This is a genomic window from Jiangella sp. DSM 45060 (assembly GCF_900105175.1).
In the GTDB taxonomy this organism is placed as follows: Bacteria; Actinomycetota; Actinomycetes; order Jiangellales; family Jiangellaceae; genus Jiangella.
Window position 1 is genome coordinate 4790815 of sequence record NZ_LT629771.1, and the last position, 23214, is coordinate 4814028.

General features: G+C 71.7%; 24 protein-coding genes and 2 tRNA genes. 11 read left to right on the top strand and 15 right to left on the bottom strand.

All coding sequences use genetic code 11. The annotated features are described in order from the left end of the window. Nucleotides 1-28 precede the first annotated feature (28 nt). The 5 genes from clpX to BLU82_RS21285 form a co-directional block, all read right to left on the bottom strand. Nucleotides 29-1324 (bottom strand): ATP-dependent Clp protease ATP-binding subunit ClpX, encoded by a 1296-nt coding sequence (gene clpX, locus BLU82_RS21265; protein ID WP_074946843.1) that lies wholly within the window; start codon nucleotides 1322-1324, stop codon nucleotides 29-31. 146 nt (nucleotides 1325-1470) lie between these two features. Then, nucleotides 1471-2124: an ATP-dependent Clp protease proteolytic subunit gene (locus BLU82_RS21270; protein WP_370246327.1), complete on the bottom strand. Its 654-nt coding sequence runs from the start codon at nucleotides 2122-2124 to the stop codon at nucleotides 1471-1473. Then, nucleotides 2121-2729: an ATP-dependent Clp protease proteolytic subunit gene (locus BLU82_RS21275; RefSeq protein ID WP_172885790.1), complete on the bottom strand. Its 609-nt coding sequence runs from the start codon at nucleotides 2727-2729 to the stop codon at nucleotides 2121-2123. Before BLU82_RS21275 ends, BLU82_RS21270 begins: the two co-directional genes overlap by 4 nt. A gap of 258 nt (nucleotides 2730-2987) precedes the next feature. Continuing rightward, entirely contained in the window at nucleotides 2988-4433 is a 1446-nt protein-coding gene (gene tig / locus BLU82_RS21280; RefSeq protein ID WP_092623071.1) for a trigger factor, read from the bottom strand. A 74-nt stretch (nucleotides 4434-4507) separates the two neighbouring features. Beyond that, nucleotides 4508-4583: transfer RNA gene (locus tag BLU82_RS21285), tRNA-Pro, on the bottom strand. A gap of 63 nt (nucleotides 4584-4646) precedes the next feature. Between BLU82_RS21285 and BLU82_RS21290 the strand changes: the two genes are divergently transcribed. Next, a tRNA-Gly gene (locus tag BLU82_RS21290) sits at nucleotides 4647-4720 on the top strand. A 5-nt stretch (nucleotides 4721-4725) separates the two neighbouring features. On the opposite strand, the gene BLU82_RS21295 is transcribed toward BLU82_RS21290, so the two are convergent. Next, nucleotides 4726-5286 (bottom strand): GNAT family N-acetyltransferase, encoded by a 561-nt coding sequence (locus BLU82_RS21295; protein ID WP_092623072.1) that lies wholly within the window; start codon nucleotides 5284-5286, stop codon nucleotides 4726-4728. 50 nt (nucleotides 5287-5336) lie between these two features. Between BLU82_RS21295 and BLU82_RS21300 the strand changes: the two genes are divergently transcribed. Further along, the gene (locus BLU82_RS21300; protein ID WP_092623073.1) at nucleotides 5337-5771 is read left to right on the top strand and encodes a hypothetical protein; all 435 of its coding nucleotides are present in this window, start codon (nucleotides 5337-5339) and stop codon (nucleotides 5769-5771) included. Nucleotides 5772-5921: 150 nt separating this feature from the next. On the opposite strand, the gene BLU82_RS21305 is transcribed toward BLU82_RS21300, so the two are convergent. Beyond that, nucleotides 5922-7103 carry a GGDEF domain-containing protein gene (locus BLU82_RS21305; protein WP_157741168.1) on the bottom strand — a complete coding sequence of 394 codons (1182 nt, stop codon included), beginning with the start codon at nucleotides 7101-7103 and terminating at the stop codon, nucleotides 5922-5924. A 161-nt stretch (nucleotides 7104-7264) separates the two neighbouring features. Between BLU82_RS21305 and BLU82_RS21310 the strand changes: the two genes are divergently transcribed. Next, entirely contained in the window at nucleotides 7265-8020 is a 756-nt protein-coding gene (locus tag BLU82_RS21310; protein WP_092623075.1) for a GntR family transcriptional regulator, read from the top strand. Nucleotide 8021: 1 nt separating this feature from the next. Here BLU82_RS21310 and BLU82_RS21315 read toward each other — a convergent pair whose 3' ends face one another. Continuing rightward, complete coding sequence (locus BLU82_RS21315; protein WP_092623076.1) at nucleotides 8022-8579, bottom strand: AAA family ATPase; 558 nt, start codon at nucleotides 8577-8579, stop codon at nucleotides 8022-8024. Nucleotides 8580-8700: 121 nt separating this feature from the next. On the opposite strand from BLU82_RS21315, the gene BLU82_RS21320 reads away from it, so the two are divergent. Both BLU82_RS21320 and BLU82_RS21325 read left to right on the top strand, forming a co-directional pair. Further along, a complete protein-coding gene (locus BLU82_RS21320; RefSeq protein ID WP_092623077.1) occupies nucleotides 8701-9495 on the top strand; it encodes a metalloregulator ArsR/SmtB family transcription factor in 795 nt (264 codons plus the stop codon). A gap of 65 nt (nucleotides 9496-9560) precedes the next feature. Beyond that, complete coding sequence (locus BLU82_RS21325; RefSeq protein ID WP_197682375.1) at nucleotides 9561-10103, top strand: GNAT family N-acetyltransferase; 543 nt, start codon at nucleotides 9561-9563, stop codon at nucleotides 10101-10103. On the opposite strand, the gene BLU82_RS21330 is transcribed toward BLU82_RS21325, so the two are convergent. After that, nucleotides 10078-10413 carry a YnfA family protein gene (locus tag BLU82_RS21330; RefSeq protein WP_092626105.1) on the bottom strand — a complete coding sequence of 112 codons (336 nt, stop codon included), beginning with the start codon at nucleotides 10411-10413 and terminating at the stop codon, nucleotides 10078-10080. The two genes, BLU82_RS21325 and BLU82_RS21330, sit on opposite strands and share 26 nt — an antisense overlap. A gap of 52 nt (nucleotides 10414-10465) precedes the next feature. Here BLU82_RS21330 and BLU82_RS21335 point away from each other — a divergent pair, with 52 nt between their 5' ends. Further along, nucleotides 10466-10876: a RidA family protein gene (locus BLU82_RS21335; RefSeq protein ID WP_092623079.1), complete on the top strand. Its 411-nt coding sequence runs from the start codon at nucleotides 10466-10468 to the stop codon at nucleotides 10874-10876. A 328-nt stretch (nucleotides 10877-11204) separates the two neighbouring features. Here the strand turns inward: BLU82_RS21335 and BLU82_RS21340 are convergent, their stop codons facing one another. The 6 genes from BLU82_RS21340 to BLU82_RS21365 all read right to left on the bottom strand — a co-directional run bounded on the left by BLU82_RS21340 (nucleotide 11205) and on the right by BLU82_RS21365 (nucleotide 17527). Further along, a complete protein-coding gene (locus BLU82_RS21340) occupies nucleotides 11205-12263 on the bottom strand; it encodes a hypothetical protein (RefSeq protein ID WP_092623080.1) in 1059 nt (352 codons plus the stop codon). Beyond that, complete coding sequence (locus tag BLU82_RS21345) at nucleotides 12260-12961, bottom strand: glycerophosphodiester phosphodiesterase family protein (protein WP_092623081.1); 702 nt, start codon at nucleotides 12959-12961, stop codon at nucleotides 12260-12262. Before BLU82_RS21345 ends, BLU82_RS21340 begins: the two co-directional genes overlap by 4 nt. Continuing rightward, the gene (locus tag BLU82_RS21350; protein ID WP_092623082.1) at nucleotides 12961-14367 is read right to left on the bottom strand and encodes an ABC transporter substrate-binding protein; all 1407 of its coding nucleotides are present in this window, start codon (nucleotides 14365-14367) and stop codon (nucleotides 12961-12963) included. The genes BLU82_RS21345 and BLU82_RS21350 overlap by 1 nt, the downstream gene beginning before the upstream one ends. Nucleotides 14368-14401: 34 nt before the next feature. Continuing rightward, the gene (locus BLU82_RS21355; protein ID WP_092623083.1) at nucleotides 14402-15226 is read right to left on the bottom strand and encodes a carbohydrate ABC transporter permease; all 825 of its coding nucleotides are present in this window, start codon (nucleotides 15224-15226) and stop codon (nucleotides 14402-14404) included. After that, on the bottom strand, nucleotides 15223-16203 hold the full coding sequence (locus tag BLU82_RS21360) for a carbohydrate ABC transporter permease (protein ID WP_197682376.1): 981 nt from the start codon (nucleotides 16201-16203) through the stop codon (nucleotides 15223-15225). Before BLU82_RS21360 ends, BLU82_RS21355 begins: the two co-directional genes overlap by 4 nt. A 514-nt stretch (nucleotides 16204-16717) precedes the next feature. Then, the gene (locus BLU82_RS21365) at nucleotides 16718-17527 is read right to left on the bottom strand and encodes a DeoR/GlpR family DNA-binding transcription regulator (protein ID WP_092623084.1); all 810 of its coding nucleotides are present in this window, start codon (nucleotides 17525-17527) and stop codon (nucleotides 16718-16720) included. Between the two features lie 144 nt (nucleotides 17528-17671). Between BLU82_RS21365 and BLU82_RS21370 the strand changes: the two genes are divergently transcribed. The 5 genes from BLU82_RS21370 to BLU82_RS21390 are packed head-to-tail and all read left to right on the top strand — an operon-like array spanning nucleotide 17672 to nucleotide 23200. After that, complete coding sequence (locus tag BLU82_RS21370; protein WP_092623085.1) at nucleotides 17672-19318, top strand: FGGY-family carbohydrate kinase; 1647 nt, start codon at nucleotides 17672-17674, stop codon at nucleotides 19316-19318. Next, nucleotides 19315-19926 carry a histidine phosphatase family protein gene (locus tag BLU82_RS21375; protein ID WP_092623086.1) on the top strand — a complete coding sequence of 204 codons (612 nt, stop codon included), beginning with the start codon at nucleotides 19315-19317 and terminating at the stop codon, nucleotides 19924-19926. The genes BLU82_RS21370 and BLU82_RS21375 overlap by 4 nt, the downstream gene beginning before the upstream one ends. Continuing rightward, on the top strand, nucleotides 19923-20705 hold the full coding sequence (locus tag BLU82_RS21380) for a DeoR/GlpR family DNA-binding transcription regulator (protein ID WP_092623087.1): 783 nt from the start codon (nucleotides 19923-19925) through the stop codon (nucleotides 20703-20705). Before BLU82_RS21375 ends, BLU82_RS21380 begins: the two co-directional genes overlap by 4 nt. 15 nt (nucleotides 20706-20720) lie before the next feature. Further along, nucleotides 20721-22175, top strand: a complete 1455-nt coding sequence (locus tag BLU82_RS21385; RefSeq protein WP_092623088.1) for an FGGY-family carbohydrate kinase — start codon at nucleotides 20721-20723, stop codon at nucleotides 22173-22175. Then, a complete protein-coding gene (locus BLU82_RS21390) occupies nucleotides 22172-23200 on the top strand; it encodes a 2-hydroxyacid dehydrogenase (protein ID WP_092623089.1) in 1029 nt (342 codons plus the stop codon). The genes BLU82_RS21385 and BLU82_RS21390 overlap by 4 nt, the downstream gene beginning before the upstream one ends. The last annotated feature ends 14 nt before the right edge of the window (nucleotides 23201-23214 follow it).

Sequence of the window (23214 nt, forward strand, 5' to 3'; positions counted from 1 at the left end):
CCGCCGTGTTCGTCGGATCGGCCAAACGTCAGGCGGACTTCTCGCGGCGCTCGCGCTTGCGCGGGCCCTCTCGCGGCACCAGGGTGGGCAGCACGTTGGCGTCGACCACCTCGCGGGTGATGACCACACGGGCGACGTCGTCGCGCGACGGCACCTCGTACATGGCGTGCAGCAGCACCTCTTCGATGATCGCCCGCAGCCCGCGAGCGCCGGTGCCGCGCAGCAGCGCGAGGTCGGCCACCGCCTCGACCGCGTCGTCGGTGAACTCGAGCTCGACGTGGTCGATCTCGAACAGCCGCATGTACTGCTTCACCAGCGCGTTGCGCGGCTCGGACAGGATGCGGATCAGCGCGGCGCGGTCGAGCGGCGACACCGTCGTGATGACCGGGAGCCGGCCGATGAACTCCGGGATCAGCCCGAACTTCAGGAGGTCCTCCGGCATCACCTCGCCGAAGGTGTTCACCGCCTCGCGCTCGGACTTGGACTGGATCTGCGCGCCGAAGCCCAGCCCGCGCTTACCGATGCGGCCCTGGATGATGTCGTCCAGACCGGCGAACGCGCCACCCACGATGAACAGCACGTTCGTGGTGTCGATCTGGATGAACTCCTGGTGCGGGTGCTTGCGGCCGCCCTGCGGCGGGACGCTGGCCGTGGTGCCCTCGAGGATCTTCAGCAGCGCCTGCTGCACGCCCTCGCCGGACACGTCGCGGGTGATCGACGGGTTCTCGCTCTTGCGGGCGATCTTGTCGACCTCGTCGATGTAGATGATGCCGGTCTCGGCCTTCTTGACGTCGTAGTCGGCGGCCTGGATCAGCTTCAGCAGGATGTTCTCGACGTCCTCGCCGACGTAGCCGGCCTCCGTCAGCGCGGTAGCGTCGGCGATGGCGAACGGCACGTTCAGCATCTTCGCCAGCGTCTGCGCGAGGTAGGTCTTGCCGCACCCCGTCGGGCCGATGAGCAGGATGTTGCTCTTCGACAGCTCGACGGTGTCGTCCTTGCCGTGGCCGCGGGCGGCGGCGGTCTGGCGCGCCTGGACCCGCTTGTAGTGGTTGTAGACGGCGACGGAGAGCGCCTTCTTGGCGACGTCCTGGCCGATGACGTACTGCTCGAGGAACTCGTAGATCTCGCGCGGCTTCGGCAGCTCGGAGAGGCCACCCGCCTCGGCGGTCTCGCTCAGCTCTTCCTCGATGATCTCGTTGCAGAGATCGATGCACTCGTCGCAGATGTACACGCCGGGGCCTGCGATGAGCTTCTTCACCTGCTTCTGGCTCTTACCGCAGAACGAGCACTTGAGCAGGTGGTCAGCGTCGCCGATGCGTGCCACGCGGTACGTCCTTCCTCGACGTCGAGCGTCTTGCCGGCCCTCGCGAGCCCTGCGTGCCTTCGACGTTACAACGTCCGATGGACAAACGGGCACCCGGAGACCGGATCGGGCCCGGCGCGTCGCGCGCCGGGCCCGATGGTGCGAGGTCAGCCGACGAGGCTGGCCTTGCGGGAAGCGGTGAAGTTGTCGACGAGGCCGTAGTCGATGGCCTCCTGGGTGGTCAGGATCTTGTCGCGCTCGATGTCGGTGCGCACCTGGTCGATGCTGCGGCCGGAGTGGTCGGAGAGCATCTTCTCCAGCAGCGCCCGCATGCGCAGGATCTCGTTCGCCTGGATCTCGATGTCGCTGGCCTGGCCGTAGGTGCCCTCGGTGTAGGGCTGGTGGATGAGGATGCGCGCGTTCGGCACCGCCAGCCGCTTGCCGGGGGCGCCGGCCGCCAGCAGCACGGCCGCCGCCGACGCCGCCTGGCCCATGCACACCGTCCGGACGTCCGGCTTGATGAACTGCATGGTGTCGTAGATGGTCGTCATCGCGGTGAACGAGCCACCGGGCGAGTTGATGTAGATCTCGATGTCGCGGTCGGGCTCCATCGACTCCAGGCAGATCAGCTGCGCCATGACGGCGTTCGCGACGTCGTCGGTGATGGGCGTGCCGAGGAAGATGATGCGCTCCTCGAACAGCTTGCCGTACGGGTCGATCCGCCGGAAGCCGTAGGACGTGCGCTCCTCCCACTGCGGGATGTAGTAGTTCACTGGGTCTCCTCTGTTGTTCGCTCGTGTCGTTGGCGGTGGCGGCGTCAGGCCGTGCCGCCGCCGTCGGAGACCTGCGAGGCGCTCGCGACCACGTGGTCGACGAAGCCGTACTCGAGCGCCTCCTGCGGCGTGAAGTAGCGGTCGCGGTCGGAGTCGGCCTCGATGCGCTCGACCGGCTGGCCGGTGTGGTGGGCGATCAGCTCGGCCATCTCGCGCTTGGTGCGCAGCATGGCCTCGGCCTGGATGCGGATGTCGCTGGCCGACCCGCCCATGCCGCCGGACGGCTGGTGCATGAGAATGCGGGCGTGCGGCAGCGCGTAGCGCTTGCCCGGCGCCCCCGCCGTCAGCAGGAACTGGCCCATGGAGGCCGCGAAGCCCATCGCCAGCGTCACCACGTCGGGCTTGACGTACTGCATGGTGTCGTAGATGGCCATGCCGGCCGACACCGAGCCACCCGGCGAGTTGATGTACAGGTTGATGTCGCGGTCGGGGTCCTCGGCCGCCAGCAGCAGCAGCTGCGCGCAGATGGCGTTGGCGTTCTCGTCGCGGACCTCGGAGCCGAGGAAGATGATGCGCTCTCGCAGCAGCCGGTTGTAGATGTGGTCGTCAAGACCACCACCGATGCCGGGCGCGGGGGCGTGGGCCTGAATCAGGGACGGGCCCGACGTCTCGGGGCGTGTGCTCACCGTGATCTCCTTGGGGCTTGCTGACTGGTCGTCGAGACCGTTGGTTCGTGTGTGACTTCTTCGTTGTGTCAACGACAGTAACCACAAAGGCCGCGGCGACCATCCGCCGCATGGCCGGTGTTCGCTGACGGCGTGCGCGGCGAGGCCATATGGTGCGCAAACGCGATCAGGTGACCAGCCCGTGGGTGGTCACCTGATCGCGTGGTCGTGCTGGGATCCGGGCCGTCAGGCCTTCTTGTCGGCGTCGGCCTCGGCCTCGTCGGCGTCGTCCGCCGCTTCGGCGGCCTCGGCGGTTTCGGCCTCGCCGGCCTCGGCGGTTTCGGCCTCGCCGTCCAGCTCGGCGAACTCGAACGAGCCGTCGACCGCCGGGGCGGCGACGCCCTCGACCTCGCCGGGCTCGGCCAGGGTGCCGTCCTCGCGCAGCCGGTTCAGCTCGACCGCGTTGCCGGAGGCGTCGGTGACCTTGGCCTTCTCGACCGCCAGGGCCAGCGCCTTGCCGCGCGCCACGTCGGCGACGACGGCGGGCAGGTTGCCCTGGTCGACCAGCTGCTGGGCGAGCTGGTTCGGGTCGATGCGCGAGCGCATGGCCTGCTGGATGATGTACGAGCTGAGCTCATCCTGCGAGACCTCGATGCTCTCGGCCTTCACCAGCTCGTCGAGGACGAACTGCTGGGTGAGGTTGCCGCGCAGGTTCTGCTCGAACTCGGCCCGGTGGTCGTCGTCGCCGTGGCCGTCGGCGAGGTGCTCCTCGACCTGAGCGGTGATGAGCTCCTCGGGCAGCGGGATGTCGCCGGCGCTGCCGATGAGCTGCTCGAGCACCTTGTCGCGGGCCGACATGGCCTGCTCGATGCGCTTGCTGTTCAGCGCCTGCTGGCGGATGTCGTCGCGCAGCTCGTCGAGGGTGTCGAACTCGCTGGCCAGCTGGGCGAACTCGTCGTCGAGCTCGGGCAGCTGCTGCTCCTTGACGGCGTTCACCGTCACCTCGACGTCGACCTCTTCGCCCTCGTGCGTGCCGACGAGCGTCGTGCGGAAGCTCTTGGTCTCGCCCGCCGTCAGACCGGCCAGGGCTTCGTCCAGGCCCTCGACCATGCCGCCGCGGCCGATCTGGTACGAGACGCCACTGGCCTGCCCGCCCTCGACCGGCTCGCCATCGCTGGTGGCGTTGAGGTCGATCTGGACGAAGTCGTCGTTCGCCGCCGCCCGCTCGACCGTCACCAGCGTGCCGAACCGCGCCCGCAGCACGTCGAGCCGCTCGCTGATGTCGTCGTCGCTCGCCTCGATGTCGTCGACCTGGACCTCCAGGCCCTCCCACTCGGGCAGGTCGATCTTCGGCTTGACCGTGACCTCGGCGGTGAACTTGAGGTCCTCGCCCTCGCCGAACGACGGCGAGTCGATCTCGGGCTGCGCCAGCGGCGTCAGCTCGTTCTCGCGCATGGCGTCCTGGTAGATCTGCGGGATGGCCTCGTTGACGGCCTCCTCCAGCACCACCGGCCGCCCGATGCGCTGGTCGATGACCATCGGCGGGACCTTGCCCTTGCGGAAGCCCGGCACCGTCACCTGAGCGGCGATGCGCTTGTAAGCGGACTGGATGTTCGACTCAAGCTCGGCGAAGGGAACCTCGACCGCGAGCCGGACCCTGGTCGGGTTGAGGGTCTCGACGACGCTCTTCACGCTTTCGTGTCTCCTGTGTGGTGGTGTGCGGGCACGTACGCAACCGTTCGTGCTGGGTGGTTGCGTACGCGGGCTGGTCGGGGCGACAGGACTCGAACCTGCGATCTCCTGCTCCCAAAGCAGGCGCGCTAGCCACTACGCTACGCCCCGGGTGCCCGGACAAGTCTAGGCCAGATCACAGGGTACTCTGTCCCACGGGGCTCAACGCCCTGCGCGGGTGTAGCTCAATGGCAGAGCCCCAGCCTTCCAAGCTGGTCATGCGGGTTCGATTCCCGTCACCCGCTCCACGCTCTCATCCGGGGCGCACCGACGCGTACAGCAGCATGTCCCTGCGCTCGCCGGCGATCGGCTGGTGACTTCGCAACAGCCCTTCGCGGCCGTAGCCGGCCCGTTCGGCGGTCCGGACGGAGCCGACGTTCCACGGCTCGATGTACAACGCGATCCGGAAGAGACCCGGCACCGTCCACCCGAACGAGGTGAGCGCGGCCAGGGCGTCGGCGGCGAGCCCCCGGCCACGCTCGGACGGGGCGATCGCGTACCCGGCCGTGCCTCGCCCGTCCGCGAGCTCTTTGAGCCAGAGCCCGCAGTGCCCGACCGCCGCATCGGTGGCCGCGTCGGCGATCGTGAAGGAAAAGCCCGTCCCTTCCGCGTGCCGGCCTCGCTGCCGGTGCACCCACGCCAGGGCTTCGTCGTCATCGGCGCCCGCCGGAAGCGAGCCGATCTCGGGCACGTACGGGTCCGTCGCCAGGTCCCGCGCCATGGCGACGTCGGACTCGCGCACCTCGCGGAGGACTACGCGGCCGTGCGAGGGAGGCTCGCTCGGCCAGGGAGGAAGCGGAGGCGCCTGCGTCATGCGTCCATCATCGACGCCGGACGTTCACGTCGTGATGGGAGGATGCCGCGATGACGCTGACGACCGCGCCGAACCTGCAGATCGCCGAGCACAGCTGCCCCGACTGCGCCCAGCCGTTCCGCCGCATCACCGGCTTCATCCACCGCGACGACGCCCCCTACGCCGTCTTCTACGCCAGCTGCCACCACCACGACGGCAACGACGTCCTCCTCGACGCCGTCTTCGGCACCTGGGACCGCGACGACCACTCCGACCACGTCACGTTCGGCTGCCGCATCGGCCCGGCGCCCGGCCAGCCCGGCCCGGCGGTCCAGCTCATGCCCGCGGCCGCCTCGTTCGGCCCGGAGCCGCTGTTCGGCCGCAGGCTCACCACCGACGAAGCCGCCGGCCACCCCCGTCTGGACGACTTCCGCGAGCTCGTCCAGCACGTCCTCTCCACCAACACCGTCATCGCCGCCCACCTGGCGGCCGCGCCACAGCCGTAGGAGCGACGAAACCTCGCGGGACCGCGTCAGGGTCGCCGCGCCGGACCTGCTTGAACTCGAACAGGGTCCGTTCGACGGCGCTCAGCAAGTGCCGGGTGAACTCGGCCCACCAGTGGTCACCGGCGACGGGCGTCGGAATGTGCTCTGGAGTCACCACCGCGGCGGCGAAGGACACCGTGCACGGCAGGCTCTCCCCCAGGACGTCCCGTAACACCCGCTGACGGCTTCGATGAACGCCCTCTGGTCGGCCGCGAGGCCGAGCAGCACGATCTCGTCGCCGCCGAACGTCGCCAGACATGCGTCCGAAGGGCCCGACTCGCGCAACCACGCTCGAGCGACGATGCCGAGCTGCTGCATCAGCGCGTTGCCGGCCAGATGCCCGAACGAGCCGGCGTCCACCGATCGGACCCGCTCGACATAGGTCTTCAGGTCGTCCACGTCGCCGATGGCCAGCCCGACCGCTCGCCCGTCACCGAGTTGCCGGCGCAAGAGGCCCGGCAGCGCCTCGTGGAACGCCGGCCACGCGACGAGACCCGTGATCGGGTCGTCCCGCGCGGCGACGGACATCCGGCCCTGCGCGGGCGGCGGGAAGCGGTCGTGCCGGTCAGGGCGTTGCTCGCCGTCCCGTCGCCCCAGCAGCGTCCGCCTCATCACGCAGCTCCCAGGGCTGCAGGCGCATCGCGGCGGCCGACAGCGCCGCCAGCAGTGGCGCCGCCTCGGGTAGCGGGGTGTGCGGGAACCGTTGCGACCAGAGCCAGTGCAGCCGCCCACGCGGGTGCCGGGTCGGCGGGACCGGCAGTAGGTCGCCCGGCCCAGCTTCTCCACCCGGAGGCCGTACGTCTCGATCAGCGGAACCGGCTCGGCGAGCGGACGCGTGCAGGCCGCCCAGGAGCCGTCCGGGCGGTGCAGCAGTGGCGGCCAGATCGACGGCCGCTGCGCCTCCAGCAGCCGCAGGCCGAGCGCGCCGAGCTCCCGCGGCATCCGCCAGATGTCGATCGTCGCGGACGGGCTGATCAGCAGACCGGGGGGCTCCTGGCCGCCCCACAGCTCGGCGACCAGCTCGGCGGACAGGACCCGCCGCGCATCCCCCACCGGGTGAGCGCCAGGGTCCGGGCACCCGGTGAGCCCGCACGTGCACTCCCACCGCCTGCGCCAAGCCCGGCCGCCGTCGAGTGGCACGACCCGATGCGCCGGTGTGACGGGGACTCCCGCCGCCGCATACGCCAATGCTGCGTCGAGCAGACGATTCTTCCGACCAGGCATGTGCGCCGCCTCCGATCGATCTCGGCCCTGCACATCCTGTCGCACCCAGGTTCCCTCTGCACGGTTCACGTGTCCGACCTTCGATGTTCGCCACCACGTCTCCACCTTCCGTGGACTCGGACGATACATCTCTAGAGATGTCTACGAGACAGTAGCACCACCTCTCTAGAGATGTCAATCACCGCGAGGCGCGCCGCTGTCCAGCGAATCCGAAGGGGTACGGTGGGAACATGTCTAGAGAGGCGGGCCAGAACCGGAAGTACCGTCAGATCGCCGACGACCTCCGTGCGGCGATCGACGACGGCACTCACGGGCCTGGAGACCGCCTCCCGGGCGAGAACGCCCTCATGTCCGCCTACGGTGTCGCCCGCATGACCGCCCGGCAGGCGCTCGCCGTCCTGCAGCAGGAGGGCCTGGCGGTCGCGCGCAAGGGCTCCGGCGTGTTCGTCCGCGAGTTCCGGCCGATCGTGCGGTCCGGGATCGCCCGGCTGTCCAAGGAGACGTGGGGCAGCGGCGGCGGGATCTGGGACGCCGAGAGCGAGCAGCGCACGCTCACCGTCGACAACGTCACCGTCACCGAGGAGGAGGCAGGCGGCCACGTCGCTGTCACCCTCGGCCTCGACGACGGCGACACCGTCCTCGTGAGGCGACGGCGCTACCTCCTCGACGGCCGGCCGGTCATGGTCGCGACGTCGTCCTTCCCCGCCGAGCTCGCCCGCGGCACCGCGATCGCCCGGGATGACACCGGCCCGGGCGGCGTCTACGCGCGATTGTCGGAGCTCGGGCACGACCCAGTGCGTTTCACGGAGGACGTCCGGGCCCGGATGCCGCGCGCCGTCGACGCCGGCCTGCTGGACGTCGACGCAGGCGCACCGCTGTTCGTCATCGTCCGTGTCGCGTTCACCGCCGGCCGTCGCGCCGTCGAGGTGAACGAGATGACGCTCGACGCGTCGGCGTATGTGCTCAGGTACGAGTTCGACGCCTGATTCAGGCGACGACGGCTTTCGCGGCGGCGTATCCGACGATGTCGGCGGCGGTCTCGTCGGGGGTCTGGGCCGAGGAGTCGAGCCACCAGCCGACGCCGGCGAGGGAGTGGTCCATCTCGGCGGCGAGGCCGCTGTAGTCGTAGTGGACCTGCTCCTCCGGAGCTCGCTCCGCGTTGCGCCGCCGGCAGACCTCGAGCGACGGCGCGAGCACGACGAAGCGGACGGGGAGCGGCGCCAGCCACGCCGTCATCGCGTCGAGCACGTCGCGGTTCGGCACGACGTGGTCGAGGACGGGCAGAAACCCGGCGGCCGCGAAGTTGGCGGCCAGCGAGCACAGGTTCCGCGCCCGCAGCAGCAGCTGCCGCTGTGACTCGTCGCGCGGCTCGCCGATGACGCTGACGCGCCCATTGACGATGAAGTCGGCCATGACGTCGCCGTCGAGGCGGACGGAGCGGGCGTACCGGGCGGCGACCAGCCGCGTCACCGTCGTCTTGCCGGCGCCGGGCAGTCCGGTGACGATCAGCACGCCCGGGGGCGGGTCCAGCAGCGAAGCGGTCATCGCGGCCCATCCTGCCGCCCGGCCCGCGTCGCCGCATCCGAGTTTCCTTGACAGGCAGCCAGGCGGCTGCCTATCGTCGAAAGGCAGCCAACCGGCTGCCCATCTGGCCGCGGGGGACGACATGGACGACGACGTGTTCCGGGCGCTGGCGGACCCGAGCCGCCGGGCGCTGCTGGACAGCCTGAACCGCGACAACGGCCAGACGCTGCGGCAGCTCTGCGCGGGCCTCGACATGGCCCGTCAGTCGGTCAGCAAGCACCTCGCTGTCCTCGCCTCCGCCGGCCTCGTCACCACCGAGAAGCGCGGCCGCGAGAAGCTCCACTTCCTCAACGCCGAGCCGATCAACGCCATCGCGGACCGCTGGATCAGCCGGTACCACCGCGGGCGCGTCCAGGCACTCGCCGACCTCAAGACCGCATTGGAGACCACTCCCGTGACCGACACCGAGTTCACCTACACCACGTTCATCCGCACCACGCCGGAGCAGCTCTGGAAGGGGCTCACCGACAAGACGTTCACCCGCCGCTACTGGGGCCTGGAGTTCGAGACCGACTGGACGACGGGCGCGCCGATCACGTGGCGCATCGGCGACGTCACCATCGCCGACGACGAGCAGCGCGTCCTCGAGTCCGACCCGTTCCGCCGGCTCGCCTACACCTGGCACTCGTTCACGCCGGAGTTCGCCGCCGCGTACGACTTCGACCCGGACGTGGTCGCCGGGCTCGGGCGGGAGCAGCGCTCCAAGGTGACGTTCGACCTCGAACAGCGCGGCGAGATGGTCCGCCTGACGGTCGTCCACGACGGCTTCGAGCCGGGCAGCCAGGTCCTGAAGGACGTCAGCGGCGGCTGGCCGGAGCTGATCGCCAGCCTGAAGACGCTGATGGAGACCGGCGAGCCGCTGCCGTCCGGCTCCTGACCCGACGACGGCGCCGCACCGCGCCGTCTTGTGTTCCGGCGCCGCGGCGAGCACCATGTGCCCCGATGACCGAAGTGATGACCGAGCCGAAGCACGTCAGCATCGTGCAGTTGAACAAGGCCGCGTTGACGGCCCTCGCCGCGGGCGATCTCGTCGCGGCCAACCAGGAGTCGCCGGTCCGGTTGACGCCGTACTGCGCCGGCCCGCACTGGAGCAGTGTGTGGCGCATGCGCAGCGAGCAGGTCGCGACCGACCCCGCCAGTGCCGCCTGGATCACCGGCATCGTCTGGGACGACGACCGTCAGCTCGCCGTGGGGCGGGCGGGGTTCCACGGGCCGCCCGACGGCGAGGGCCGGGTCGAGGTCGGCTACGCGATCGACCCCGCCCACCGCCGCCGCGGGTACGCCCGGGCCGCGCTGGAGCTGATGCTCGACCGCGCCGCCCACGACCCGCAGGTGCGCATCGTCCGGGCCACCGTCAGCCCGACGAACCTGGCCTCGCGCAACCTCGTGGGGCAGTACGGGTTCGTCGAGGTCGGTGAGCAGATCGACCCCGAGGACGGCCTCGAGACGATCTACGAGCTCACGAGTGACGAGGCGCGTACATGATGATCGCGACGCCGACGATGCAGATCGCCGCGCCGATCACGTCGTAGCGGTCCGGCCGGAACCCGTCGGCCACCATCGCCCAGGCCAGCGAGCCGGCGACGAACACACCGCCGTACGCGGCCAGCACCCGGCCGAAGTGCGCGTCGGGCTGCAGCGTCGCGACGAACCCGTAGAGGCCCAGCGCGACGGCGCCGAAGCCGGTCCAGAGCAGGCCGCGGTGCTCGCGCACGCCCTGCCAGACCAGCCACGCGCCGCCGATCTCGGCGACGGCGGCGAGCAGGAACAGGGCGATGGAACGGGCGACGGTCATGGCCGCCACCCTAGGAGCCGACCTTGTCGGTGGCCCGCCGTAGGCTGCCGCCATGCCGATGCAGTTGATCAACCCGCCCGGGCTCCCCCAGCCGCCCACCTACTCCCAGGTCGTCGTCGCCACCGGCTCGCGTCAGGTCGTCGTCGCGGGTCAGGTGCCGTGCGACGCCGACGGTGCGCTGGTGGGCGCCGGCGACCTCGCCGCGCAGACCGAGCAGACGCTGCGCAACGTCGCCACGGCGCTCGCGGCGGCCGGCGCCACCTTCGCCGACGTCGTCCGGCTCGGCATCTTCGTCGCCGGCTACGACGAGCACAGCCTCGAGCAGATCCACGCCGGCCTGGTCGCCGCCTCCGACGTCGCCGTCCGCCCCGACGGCCCGCCCGCGGCCACGCTGGTCGGCGTGGCGGCGCTGGCGTTCCCGGGGCAGCTGATCGAGATCGAGGCGACCGCCGTCCTCCCCTGACGGGTGGGTGGAGCGTCCGGCCGGTGCGGGACGGATCGGCCGCGGCGCACGCCGCCCAGACCCTCTCGGGGACCCGCGGTCCCGTCGACGTATTGGGCCGGGACGGTTGGGTTCCGGTCGGGTGACCTCGACGCCAACAGTTGGCGCCCATGTCACCTCACCCGACACCACCCCGCCTCACACCGGGTGACGCCGACGCCAACAGTTGGCGCCTACGTCACCTCGCCTGTCACCACCCCGCCTCACACTGGGTGTCGCCGCCGTCAGGGCACCGATACCGCCGGCCCGCGCCGTCAACCGCCCCGCGCCGTCAACCGCCCCGCCGCCCTCAGCCGAGCCGCTTCGTGAGGATCGTGCAGAGGCGGTCGTCGTCCGGGTCGGCGGTCAGGCTGGTGCCGAACGCGAACCCGAGCCGCGCCGTCGGCCGCCGGCCGGGCGAGGCGAGCCAGACGCCGAGGCCCTCGGGTTCGCGCCGGTGCAGTTCGTGCCCGTCGGTCGTGCGGACCCGTTCCGCGACGGCGCCGGTGCGCCAGTCGACCCTGGTCAGGTGCGCGTTGCCCTGCCCGGACGGCGGGTTGGTGTCGCTGTAGATCTGCCCGTCGTACAGATAGAGGTCGCGCCCGTACGTCGCGTAGCCCTGGAACACCGGGCCGCCGCTGAGCACGTCCGGCTGCGCCACGTCGGCCACTGGCACGTACGCCGGCCGCTCGCGTCGCACGTCGTCGAGGTCGAAGAGCGCGTACCGGAACGCGCCGTCGCGGCGGTACCGCATGACCAGCGTGCGGTGGACGGGGTCGACGTTGCAGGTGGTGCGGTCGACGCCGGGCAGCAGTTCGCGTCGTTGCAGGTCCGGCGTCGTGTCCGCGTCGATGACCGTGCCGTCGGCGAACGGGAACCGCAGCAGCCGGGTTCCCCACCCGCTCGTGCCCTCGGTGACGGCGTCGACCTCTGTCCACAGGTGCACGTCGCGGCCGGACCTTTCCACACCGATCGCGACGCCGTGCCCGAACCGCTTGAGATACATGTGCCCGAGCAGGTTCCCGGTGAGGTCGAGCTTGGACAGCGTGAGGTCGCCGCGGGCGACCCGGCGCGCGTACGCCTCGTCACCGGGCGCGTCGCCGGGAAGGATGGTCCCGCCCTGGGTGATCTGCACGACGTAGACGTGGCCGCCGGGACTGTCGACGGCGAACGACTGCATGATCGTCCGCTGGTCGTGCAGGCCGACGTTGACGAGGAACGGCTCGGCCGGCGTGGTCAGGTCGAACGGCCGGGCCCGTCCGGGCAGCCCGGCCGCCGGCGCTGCCGTCGTCCCCGCCGCCGCCAGCGCGCCGGCACCCGCCACCGCACCGCCGAGCCGCACGAACGCCCGCCGCGAGAGTTCCGTCATGATGCCGCCTCCTCGATCCGTGCCAGCTCGGCCGCGATGATGGCCGTCTCGTCGGTGGTGAACCCGTCGACGCCGAGGGCCCGCGCGTCGCGCAGCTGCTCCGGCGTGTTGACCAGCCAGACGCTGAACTCCAGGCCGTGCGCCTGCGCCTTCTCGACGAGCGCGCGGTCGGTGCCGGCCCAGCCGAACAGCACCCGCGAGGCGCCCAGCTCGACGGCGCGGTCGAGCGACTCGGCCGACCCGGCGGACGCGATCAGCCCGACCGGCGCGTCCGGGAACAGCCGGACCAGCTCGGCGACGACGTCCGGGTCGAAGCAGCACGGCGAGATGCGGGCGAGGTCGTCGGGACGGTCGCGCAGCAGCTCGGCGAGCGGGCCGGCCGCCTCCGGTGCCTTGATCTCCACCTGCAGCCGTGCGCCGACGCCGTCGAGCACCTCCTCGAACGACGGGATCCGCGCGCCGCCGCCGGCGTCGAGCGCCTGGAGCTCCCGCAACGTCAGCTCCGCGACGGCGCCGGTGCCGTCCGTCGTCCGGTCGACGGTGGCGTCGTGCATCACCACCAGCCGGCCGTCGGCGGACAGCCGCAGGTCCAGCTCGATCTCGTCGGCGCCCTCCTCGACCGCCTGCAGGAACGACCCGACGGTGTTCTCCGGCAGCACCGACGGCGAGCCGCGGTGTGCGCACACGCTCAGCGCCATCAGCCGAAGTACTCCTCGTAGGCGGGCCGGATGTCCTCGACGCCCTGCCGCAGCTGTTCGGCGACCTCGTCGAAGACGTCCTGCGGGTCCTCGCTGCCGTCGCTGTAGATGCGCTGCAGGCCGCTGATGATGAGGTCGGTGCCGTTGGGCAGGTAGGACCGGATCGCGTCGCTGCCCTTCGCCTCGGGCAGCTGCTCGACGGCGACGTTGAAGTTCGGGTCGCTGGCCAGGGTCTCCGCGAGCTCGGGGACGTCCATCGACGCCTTGACGATCGGCAGGTAGCCGGTCGCGAGCGTCCACTCGGCGGCGTTCTCCGGCTGGCCGAGGAACTTCAGCAGCTCGAACGCGGCGTCCTTCCGCTCCTTCGCGGCGCCCTTGAGCAGCGAGAACCCCATGCCGCCGGTCGGCACGCCGCTGGCGACCTCCTTCGGCAGGAACGCGGTGCCGACCTCGAACCCGGCGCTCGCGGACGCCTCGTAGATGCCGCGCAGCCCGCCGGTCGACGTGATCGCGGTGGCGACGACCCCGGTGCCGAAGTCGGTGCCGGCCGCCTGCGCGAGGTAGCCGTAGCCGTCCTCGAAGATGTACTGCTGGTGCCAGCGGGCCGCGTCGACGGCGCCGCCGGAGTCGATGGTGACGTCCAGGCCCTCGGACAGCTTGCCGCCGAACTGCCAGGTCGCGGCCATGAACTGCCAGTCGTCGTCGCCGGTGAACGCGTGCGCCTTCAGCGGCTGGCCGTTGACGCTGAGCTGCGAGATCTCCGCCGACCACTCGCGCAGCTCCGTCCACGTCTCGGGACCGCGGTCGGGCAGGCCGAGCTGCTGGAACACCGTCTTGTTGTAGTAGAACAGCGGCGTGCTGCGGCCGAACGACAGCCAGTACAGCTCGTCGCCGACCAGCCCCTCGTCGTAGAGCGCCTCGACGTAGTCGTCGCGGCCGAAGTCGTCGCCGAAGTAGTCGTTCAGCGGCTCGAGCGCGTCGTTGATGAGGAACCGGCCCCAGAAGGTGTCGGCGAGCATCATGACGTCCGGGACAGCGCCGGCCCGCAGCGCGGCGGTGAGCTTCGACGCCGACTCGGGGTACGGGCCCTGGAACTGGACCTCGGCGTAGATGTCCTCCTGCGACTGGTTGAAGCTCTCCACCAGCGCGGCCAGCGCCTCGCCGTTGACGCCGCTCATCGCGCTCCACATGGCGACGTTGACGCGGCCGGCGTACTGCGAGGGCGGGCTGATGTCGACCTGGTCGAGGTTGCCGCCGGGGTCGCCGGTGCCGTCGTCGCTGCCACCGTCGTCGGTGACGCCGCCCGCGCAGCCGAGCAGCGGGACGGCGACGCCGGCGGCCGCCGCCATGGCGAGGAAGTCGCGGCGGCTCGGCCGGGAGGGTCGCAGTACGGTGCGGTGTCGCATGGGGGTGCGTCCTTTCGTGACGAGCAGGCGGGGGTCAGCCCTTGACGGCCCCGCCGGTCAGCCCGCGGGTGATCTGCCGCTGGGCGAGGAGGAAGAGGATGAGCATCGGGAGTGCGACCATCACCGTGCCGGCCATGATCGCGCCCCAGTTCGCGTAGCCCTCGTTGGAGCGCAGGTAGAGCAGTCCGATGGGCAGCGTCCGCATCTCGACGGTGTTGGTGACGATCAGCGGCCAGATGAAGTCGTTCCACATGTCGACGACGGCGATGATGCCGACCGTCACGAGCATCGGCTTGCACATCGGCAGCACGACCTGCCACATGATGCGCAGGTGCCCCGCGCCGTCCACCCGCGCCGCCTCGACGACGTCGCCGGGCAGCGTGAGCATGTACTGACGCAGCAGGAACATGCCGAACACCGAGCCGGCGCTGGGCACGATCAACCCCAGGTAGGTGTTGATCCAGCCGAGGTTCGACACGGTGATGTAGTTCACGATCAGCGTGACGTTGTTCGGCACCATCAGCGCGCCGAGCATCACCAGGAAGATCACGTTCTTGTAGGGAAACCGCAGGAACACGAACGCGTACGCCGTCAGCGTCGCGTTGACCAGCTTGATCGTGGCGCCGCCCGCGGTGACGATGACGGAGTTCATGAAGAAGTCACCGAACGGGGCGGCCCGCCACGCCTCGGCGAAGTTCTCGAAGTGCCAGCCGGGCAGCCAGCGGGGCGGGAACTGGTAAATATCGCCAGATTCTTTGAGAGCCGACGAGAACAGCCAGTACAGCGGGCCGATGAACAGCAGCCCGACGGCCACCAGGCCGGCGTACAGCAGCACCCGTCGCAACCGTGCGGCGGTCATGTGTAATGCACCTTGCGCTGGACGAACCTGGTCTGCAGGCCCGTGACGAGGAGGAGGATGAAGAACAGCAGCATGGCGGCCGCGGCGGCGGTGCCGGCGTCGGAGGCGCGGAAGCCCTGCTGGTAGACGTACCACGACAAGGTCGTCGTGGCGTCGCCCGGTCCTCCACCGGTGAGGACGGCGATCATGTCGTAGGCCTGGAACGTGCCGATGATCGACGTGACCAGCACGAAGAACGTCACCGGCGACAGCAGCGGCAGCGTGATCCGCCGGAACGTCGTCCACGTGCCGGCGCCGTCGAGCTTGGCCGCTTCGTACAGTTCTTCCGGGAGGTTCTGCAGCCCGGCGAGGTACACGATCGCGACGAACCCGAGGCCCTTCCACAGGTACGCGATGATCAGCGCGATCATCGCCCAGTCCGCGTCGTTCACCCATCTCGGCGACGCCACCCCGAACGGGTCGAGCACCACCCGCGTCAGCCCGTAGGCCGGGTCGAAGATGAACAGCCACAGCGTCGCGACGGCGGCGCCGCTGACGATGTGCGGGGCGAACGCGGCGGTCCGGACGATGCCCCGGCCGCGTAGCTTCTGGTCGAACAGCAGCGCGACCGCCAGCCCGAGGATGACGCTGCCGATCACGATCGCCGCGCTGAACGTCAGCGTGTTCCACAGGATCCCGTGGAAACTGGAGCTGTTGAACAGGTTCTCGTAGTTCTGCAGGCCCACGTAGCGCGGGGTGCCGGAGAGCATGTTCCAGCGGGTCAGGCTCAGCCAGGCGTTGTAGATGACCGGCCAGTAGTCGAAGGTGCCGATGATCAGCAGGTTCGGCGAGATCATCAGCAGGAAGAGCGCGTACTCCTTGCGGCGGCGGCGCCAGTGGTGCCGGCCCCGGCGGCGGCCACGTGCCGTCGGAACGGCGCCTCCGCCCGTGCTCGCGCCGGCGGCCTGATCCTGCCGATCGGCGGTGGTGGTGGTCACGAACGCCTCCCGACGTGACGGTCGCAATCGGCCTCATCGATGTGCGGTGTGAGAGGGACCGTAACAGACTTAACACAAAGAACGATAGACTTAACTTCCACGAAGAGATGAACGGCATGCGGCCACCCGGCGGCGGGCCCGTGACCAGGCCGGATCACGGCCGCTTCGGCCCCCATCCGCCCGCGTCGGTGAGGCTACGGGAGTGGCCGCGACTGTGGCACTGAGTGCAGGTGCGGCTGGCCGCGCAGGACCCGGGTGCGGCGCCGCGCGCGGGTGCGGCAGCGCGAGCGGGTGCGGCGCCGGACACCGCTCTGGCGCCCAGTGCGACTGCGGCACTGAGCGCGGCCGCGCCAGCAGGCCGCGCCGGTCACCGCACGACACCGGGCGAGCGCACCCATCCGGCCACCGCCCGCGGCGGCAGCGCCGGCGCGGTCACGCCACGTGGGCTCGCCGCGGGCCGGGCCACCACCACAGCCAAGACCGCCACCGCGGCCCCGGCCGGCGCCGCGAACACTCAGGAGACCGCCACCACGATCGTGTGATCGCGCAGTTCAGCGAGCGCGCGCTCCCCCACCGCGGAGTTCACCACCACGGCGTTGAACTCCGACGTCGGCGCCAGACGGTGCAGCGCGGTGCGGTTGAGCTTCGTCGGATCCATCAGCAGGATGCGGCGCCGGCCGGCCGCCATCATCGCGCGTTTGACGGTAACGATCTCGGGTTCCTGGTGATAGGTGGTCGACATCGTCATGGCGGACGTGCTGAGGAAGACGATGTCGGTGGTGAGGGCGCCGATCGCCTCGATGGCGCTGAGCCCCAGGAACGCGTCGTGGGTGGCGTTGTAGTCGCCGCCGACGCCGATCAGGTGGATGTCCGGCGTGGTCTTGAGCACCTGCATGATCGGCAGATAGTTCGTCACGACCGTCAGCGGGCCGAGCCGCAGGTCGCCGAGCCGTCGGGCGACGAAGAGGTTGGTGGTGGAGGTGTCGAGCATGATCGACATGCCCGGCTCGATCATGCCCAGGGCGGCCGACGCCAGCGCCTCCTTCTCCTTGACCTGCACCCGGAGCCGGTACTCGGAGCTGCTCTCGAACACCGTCGACGGCTGCGCGGAGACGCCGCCGTGGAACTTCCGCACGACGCCGCGGCGCGCCAGCTCGTCGAGGTCGCGGTGGACCGTCATGACGCTGGCCCCGGTCAGCTCGGTCAGCTCGGAGACCGTCGCGACCCCGTGAGCGACCACGTGCGACACGATCGCCTGCTGCCGCGCCTCACGGGCGAGCGTGCGCCGCGACGGCACGTCGGCGGGACGAGTGGGCGGCTTCATGCGGAACAGTCTGGCGCAGTGTCCGGTCATTGGCGTGCACCGCTTCGATCCACCGCCAGATGGGTTATCTTTAACATCCAAACGTGTTATCTATGCGATAACGTGCTGGCTGAAACGCGCAGACATCGAGGCGACGGGGTGCATATGGATCCGAGGCCGGCTGACGTCATCCGGGTGGGCATCGACCTCGGGACCCAGAGCGTGCGCGTCCTCCTCGCGGACGACGCCGGGCGGGTGCTCGCGCTCGGATCGGCCCGGCTCACGAGTCATCGGCGCGGCGACGGCGACCGGCGGCACGAGCAGGACCCGCACCAGTGGTGGGAAGCCGTCGGCGATGCGTCGCGGCAGGCGTTCGGCGCGTTGCCGACGGCGCGGCCGCGGGGTGCGGCTGGCACCGGCGCGACACCCAGCGCGGGCGGCCCGCCGGTCGTCGGCGCGGTGGCCATCTGCAGCACCTCGGGCACCGTGCTCCTCGGCGACGACCACGGCGCGCCCCTCACCCCCGCGCTCATGTACGACGACGCCCGCGCGGTCGACGAGCTGGCCCGCCTGAACGCCCGCCTGGGCGACGGCCGCACCGTGCAGCTGTCGTGGGCGCTGCCGAAGATCGACTGGCTTTTCCGGCACCACACGACCACCGGGCTGTCCGGCCGCCACGTCATGCACAGCGCCGACGTCATCGCGGCGGCGCTGGTCGGGCACCGGGTCGACACCGACAGCAGCCACGCGCTGAAGTCCGGCTACGACGTCGTGGCCGGACGGTGGGACGCGGCGCTGCTCGCGGCCGCCGACGTCGACCCGGCGACGCTGCCGGCCGTCGTGCCGCCGGGCACCACGCTGGGCACCGTCACGGCGGCGGCGGCCGAGCACACCGGCATCCCGGCCGGCACCCCCGTCGTCGCCGGCATGACGGACGGGTGCGCGGCGCAGATCGCGGCCGGCGCCCTGACCGTCGGCTCCTGGAACTCCGTCCTCGGCACGACGCTGGTGCTCAAGGGCGTCTCGGCCACGCTCATCGACGATCCCGCGGGCGCCGTCTACAGCCACCGCCACCCCGACGGCGGCTGGCTGCCCGGTGGCGCGTCGAACGTCGGGGCGGGCGCCGTCGCGGGCGAGTTCGCCGACGACGACCTCGACGCGCTCGCCGCCGAGGCCGGCCGCCGGTTCGAGCCGGCCGGCGCCGTCATCTACCCGCTGACGGCGCGCGGCGAGCGGTTCCCGTTCGTCCGGCCCGACGCGACCCGGTTCGAGCTCGGCGCCACGTCCTCCCGGGCCGAGCGCTACGCCGCCGTCGTCCAGGGCGTCGCCTTCGTCGAGCGGCTCTGCTTCGAACGGCTCGCCGCGCTCGGGGCTCCCACCGACGGTGATATCCGTATCACCGGTGGTGGTACGCGCAGCGACTACTGGAACCAGCTGCGCGCGGACGTGCTCGGGCGGCCGCTGGTCATGCCGCGCACGCCGGAGCCGGCGTTCGGCATGGCGGTGCTCGCCTCCGCCTCCGGCCACCACGCCGACGCGAAGGTGACGGTCACGGACCGCGCGGCCGTGATGGTCGGGCGCCGCGCGGTCGTCGAGCCCTGCGCCGACGCGCATGAACGGCTCACCGAGGGCTACGAACGCCTGGTCGCCGAGCTCACCCGGCGCGGCCACCTCGACCCCGCCCCGGCCCCCGCCCCCGCCGCCGACGATGACGCCCACGACGACGGCACCCGGGACGACGGCGTCCCCGGCGACCCCCAGGCCACCACATCGACCGCCGCGCAGCGGCTGAGCGGCAGGTACGCCCCATGACGACCACCATCACGCTGGCCCGGCACGGCCGCACGCCGTGGCACGAGGGCAACCGCTACACCGGCTCCAGCGACATCGGCATCGACGACGTCGGCCGGGCGCAGGCCGAGGTGCTCGCCGCCCACGCGAAGGAGCACCCACCCGCCGCCCTCTTCGCGTCCGACCTGCTCCGCTCCCGCCAGACCGCGGCCGCCGTCGCCGACGTCACCGGGCTGGACGTCCAGGTCGACCCGCGGCTGCGCGAACTGGACTTCGGCCACGCCGAGGGCCGCACGCTCGCCGAGGTGCGCGCCGACGACCCCGAGGCCGCCGCCGCGTTCGTCCGCGACCCCGTCGCCCACCACCTACCCGGCGGCGAGCACCCGGAGGCCGCCGCGGACCGCGCCGAGCAGGCGCTGCGCGAGATCGCCGCCCGCCACCCGGACCAGCACGTCCTCGTCGTCTGCCACAACACGTTGATGCGGCTGGTCGTCTGCCGGCTCACCGGCATCCCGCTGCGCGCCTACCGCACCGTCCTGCGCGGTCCCGACCCGACGGCGACGACGCAGCTCAGCTTCACCGGCGGGGCCGTCATGCTCGACCACTACAACCAAGCGCCGCGACGATGACGCAGACCAGCCGCGGCGTCCGCCAGGACCGCATCGCCGACCACGTGCTGCGCGAGGGCTCCGTCACCGCGAGCCAGCTGGCCGAGACGTTCGGCGTCAGCCTCATGACGGTCCACCGCGACCTCGACGAGCTCGAGCGTCAGGGCGTCGTCCGCAAATTCCACGGCGGCGTCAGCGCTCAGCCGTCCAGTGTGTTCGAGAGCAACGTCGCCTACCGGTTGCGCACCGCGCGCGCCGAGAAGGCGGCGATCGCCCGGTTCGCACGCACGCTGATCGAGCCGGGCATGGCGGTCATGCTGGACGACTCGACGACGACGCTCGGGGTCGCGGAGCTGCTCACCGACGCCGCGCCGCTCACCGTCATCACGAACTTCCTGCAGGTCATCAACGCCATGAGCCGCGCCGACCGGGTCCGGCTGATCTCGCTGGGCGGCGAGTACTACCCGACGCACGACTCGTTCCTGGGCGTGCCGTGCATCGAGGCGATCGAGTCGCTGCGCGCCGACGTGCTGTTGACGTCGACGTCGGCGGCGTCGGGCGGGCTGACCTACCACCAGGAGCAGGAGATCGTGCTGGTCAAGCGGGCGATGATGCGCTCGGCGACCCGCAAGGTGCTGCTCATGGACCACACCAAGCTCGGCGGCACCGCGCTGCACCAGCTGGCGCCGCTCACCGACTTCGACGACGTCGTGGTCGACGGCGGCACGCCCGCGGACGTCGTCCGGGCGCTGCGTGACCGCCGGGTGAACGTCCACGTCGCACCGCTCGACACCCCCTGACCGCGAGGAGGCGGCATGTACATCGGCGTCGACATCGGCACCACGCTGACCAAGGCCGTCGGTTACGGCGACGACGGCGCCGAGCTGTGCGTGCACAGCGTCCCGACCCAGCTGAGCCACGGCGACGGCGGCCGCGTCGAGCAGGACGCCGACGCCGTCGTCAGCTCCGTGACCAGCGTGATCCGGGCCGTCGCGGACGAGCTCCCCGGCCCGCCCGAGCTGGTCGCGCTCACCGGCCAGGGCGACGGCTGCTGGCTGTCCGACGCCGACGGCGCCCCGGTGCGGCCGGCCGCGTCCTGGCTGGACGGCCGCGCCGCCGACGTCGTCCGCCGGTGGGACCGCGACGGCACCGCCGACGCCGTCCTCGCCCGCAACGGCGGCATGATCTTCCCCGGCGCGTCGGCCGCCATCCTGGCCGCCCTCGACCGCGACGAGCCCGGCGTGCTCGACCGCGCCGCCACCGCCACGCACTGCGTCGGCACCGTGTTCCGGCGGCTCACCGGCGTCCGCGCCGTCGACCTCTCCGACGCGTCGTACCCGTTCCTCGACCCGCGGACGCGCGACTGGTCCGACGACGTCCTGCGCCTCACCGGGCTGGAGCACCGGCGCGAGCTGCTGCCGCCGGTCGTCGGGCCGGGCGGGCCGGCGGCGGAGCTGACGGAGGGCGCGGCGGGCGCGCTCGGGCTGCCGTCCGGGACGACGGTGAGCGCCGGGCCGTACGACCTGCTGGCGTCGGCCCGCGGCAGCGGCACGGTCGCGCCCGGCGACGGCCTGCTGATCGTCGGGACGACGCTGGCCTGCCAGGTCGTGACCGCGGACCCCGGGCCGATTCCGCACCGCGCCGGCCTGCTGCTGGCGACGTGGCAGCCGGACCGGTGGGTCCGGGCGATGCCGGCGATGGTCGGCACCGCGTCGCTGGACTGGCTGCTGCAGCTGGTCGGGGCGCCGGTGTCGGCGCTGGCCGGGCTGCTGGCCGAGTCGCCGCCAGGCGCTCGCGGAGTGACGGTGCTGCCGTACTGGTCCGCGTCGGGCGAGCGCGCACCGTTCGTCGAGGCGTCCGCGCGCGGCCGGTTCGACGGCCTGCACCTCGCGACGTCGCGGGCCGATCTGGTCCGCGCCCTGTGCGAGGGGCTCGCGTACGCGGCGCGGCACTGCTTCGACGCGGCCGGGCTGACCGGACGGCTGGCCGTCTGCGGCGGCGGCGCGCAGAGCGCGGCGTGGACGCAGCTCTTCGCCGACGTGCTCGGCCGCCCGCTGGACGTCGTCGACGTGCCGCAGGCCGGTGCGTACGGCGCGGTGCTGTCGGCGCTGGAGGCTCGCGGCGAGACGCCCGGCTGGCCGGTCCCCGCGCACACCGTCGAGCCGTCCACCACCCATCGCGCGCACTACGACGACGGATTCGCCGCCTACCTCGACCGGGTCGCCGCCGCGCGGGAGACCTGGTCGCACGCATCGGAAGGGAACGCATGAGCCGGATCCTGCTGGCCGGGGACCACTTCGTCCGGAACGACCTGCTGGCCGGCCGCCTGCGTGCGGCGGCCGGCGAGCACGACGTCCGGACGCTCGAGCTGCCCTGGCCGCTCGTCCCGTTCGGCCGGGTCGCGGAGGTCGACGAGGCCTCCGACGTCGAGGACGAGCTGGCCGAGCTGGCCGGCGACGCCGAGGTGATCGTCACGCAGATGGGGCCGGTCACCGCACGGGTCCTGGCGGCGGCGCCGTCGTTGCGGCTGGTCGTGTGCACGCGCGGCGGCCCCGTCAACGTCAACGTCGACGCGTGCACGGAGCGCGGCGTGCTGGTGTGCAACACACCCGGCCGGAACGCCGTCGCGGCGGCGGAGCACGCGCTGACGCTGATCCTGAGTACGGTGCGGGCGATCCCGCGCATCCACGGCACCGTCGCCGCCGGTGAGTGGCGCAGCGACCTGTACGCGTACGACGAGTGCGGGCTGGAGCTGGGCGGGTCGACGGTCGGGCTGGTCGGGTACGGCGCCATCGGGTCGCGGGTGGCCCGCATGCTGCTGGCGTTCGACGCCCGGGTGCTGGTCGCCGACCCGTTCGTCGCGCCCGATTCGCTGCCGGACGGCGTCACGCTGGTCGGCCTGGACGAGCTGCTGTCGCGCAGCGACGTCGTCAGCCTGCACGCGCGGCTCACCCCGGAGACCGCCGGGATGATCGACGCGGCCGCGCTGGCGGCGATGCGGCCGGGTGGCTACGTCGTCAACTCCGCCCGGGGCGGCCTCGTCGACTACGACGCGCTCGCGGCGGCGCTGGACAGCGGCCACGTGGCCGGCGCCGGGTTCGACGTCTTCCCGGCCGAGCCGCCGCCCGCGGACTGGCCGCTGCTGCGGTCGGACCGCGTCGTGATGACGCCGCACCTCGCCGGCGCGACCCGTCAGACCGCGCACCGCGCCGCCGAGCTGGGCGCCGCCGCGGTGGCCGCCTTCCTGGCCGGCGACCGGCCGCCCGGCCTGGTCAACCCCGCGGCGCTGGGCTGACGTACCACGATGCG

Coding starts and splice junctions, on each gene's coding strand:
- BLU82_RS21295 (WP_092623072.1), bottom strand. CDS start 5,286: ATGACGCAGGCGCCTCCGCTTCCTCCCTGGCCGAGCGAGCCTCCCTCG.
- BLU82_RS21300 (WP_092623073.1), top strand. CDS start 5,337: ATGACGCTGACGACCGCGCCGAACCTGCAGATCGCCGAGCACAGCTGC.
- BLU82_RS21310 (WP_092623075.1), top strand. CDS start 7,265: ATGTCTAGAGAGGCGGGCCAGAACCGGAAGTACCGTCAGATCGCCGAC.
- BLU82_RS21315 (WP_092623076.1), bottom strand. CDS start 8,579: ATGACCGCTTCGCTGCTGGACCCGCCCCCGGGCGTGCTGATCGTCACC.
- BLU82_RS21320 (WP_092623077.1), top strand. CDS start 8,701: ATGGACGACGACGTGTTCCGGGCGCTGGCGGACCCGAGCCGCCGGGCG.
- BLU82_RS21325 (WP_197682375.1), top strand. CDS start 9,561: ATGACCGAAGTGATGACCGAGCCGAAGCACGTCAGCATCGTGCAGTTG.
- BLU82_RS21330 (WP_092626105.1), bottom strand. CDS start 10,413: ATGACCGTCGCCCGTTCCATCGCCCTGTTCCTGCTCGCCGCCGTCGCC.
- BLU82_RS21335 (WP_092623079.1), top strand. CDS start 10,466: ATGCCGATGCAGTTGATCAACCCGCCCGGGCTCCCCCAGCCGCCCACC.
- BLU82_RS21340 (WP_092623080.1), bottom strand. CDS start 12,263: ATGACGGAACTCTCGCGGCGGGCGTTCGTGCGGCTCGGCGGTGCGGTG.
- BLU82_RS21345 (WP_092623081.1), bottom strand. CDS start 12,961: ATGGCGCTGAGCGTGTGCGCACACCGCGGCTCGCCGTCGGTGCTGCCG.
- BLU82_RS21350 (WP_092623082.1), bottom strand. CDS start 14,367: ATGCGACACCGCACCGTACTGCGACCCTCCCGGCCGAGCCGCCGCGAC.
- BLU82_RS21355 (WP_092623083.1), bottom strand. CDS start 15,226: ATGACCGCCGCACGGTTGCGACGGGTGCTGCTGTACGCCGGCCTGGTG.
- BLU82_RS21365 (WP_092623084.1), bottom strand. CDS start 17,527: ATGAAGCCGCCCACTCGTCCCGCCGACGTGCCGTCGCGGCGCACGCTC.
- BLU82_RS21370 (WP_092623085.1), top strand. CDS start 17,672: ATGGATCCGAGGCCGGCTGACGTCATCCGGGTGGGCATCGACCTCGGG.
- BLU82_RS21375 (WP_092623086.1), top strand. CDS start 19,315: ATGACGACCACCATCACGCTGGCCCGGCACGGCCGCACGCCGTGGCAC.
- BLU82_RS21380 (WP_092623087.1), top strand. CDS start 19,923: ATGACGCAGACCAGCCGCGGCGTCCGCCAGGACCGCATCGCCGACCAC.
- BLU82_RS21385 (WP_092623088.1), top strand. CDS start 20,721: ATGTACATCGGCGTCGACATCGGCACCACGCTGACCAAGGCCGTCGGT.
- BLU82_RS21390 (WP_092623089.1), top strand. CDS start 22,172: ATGAGCCGGATCCTGCTGGCCGGGGACCACTTCGTCCGGAACGACCTG.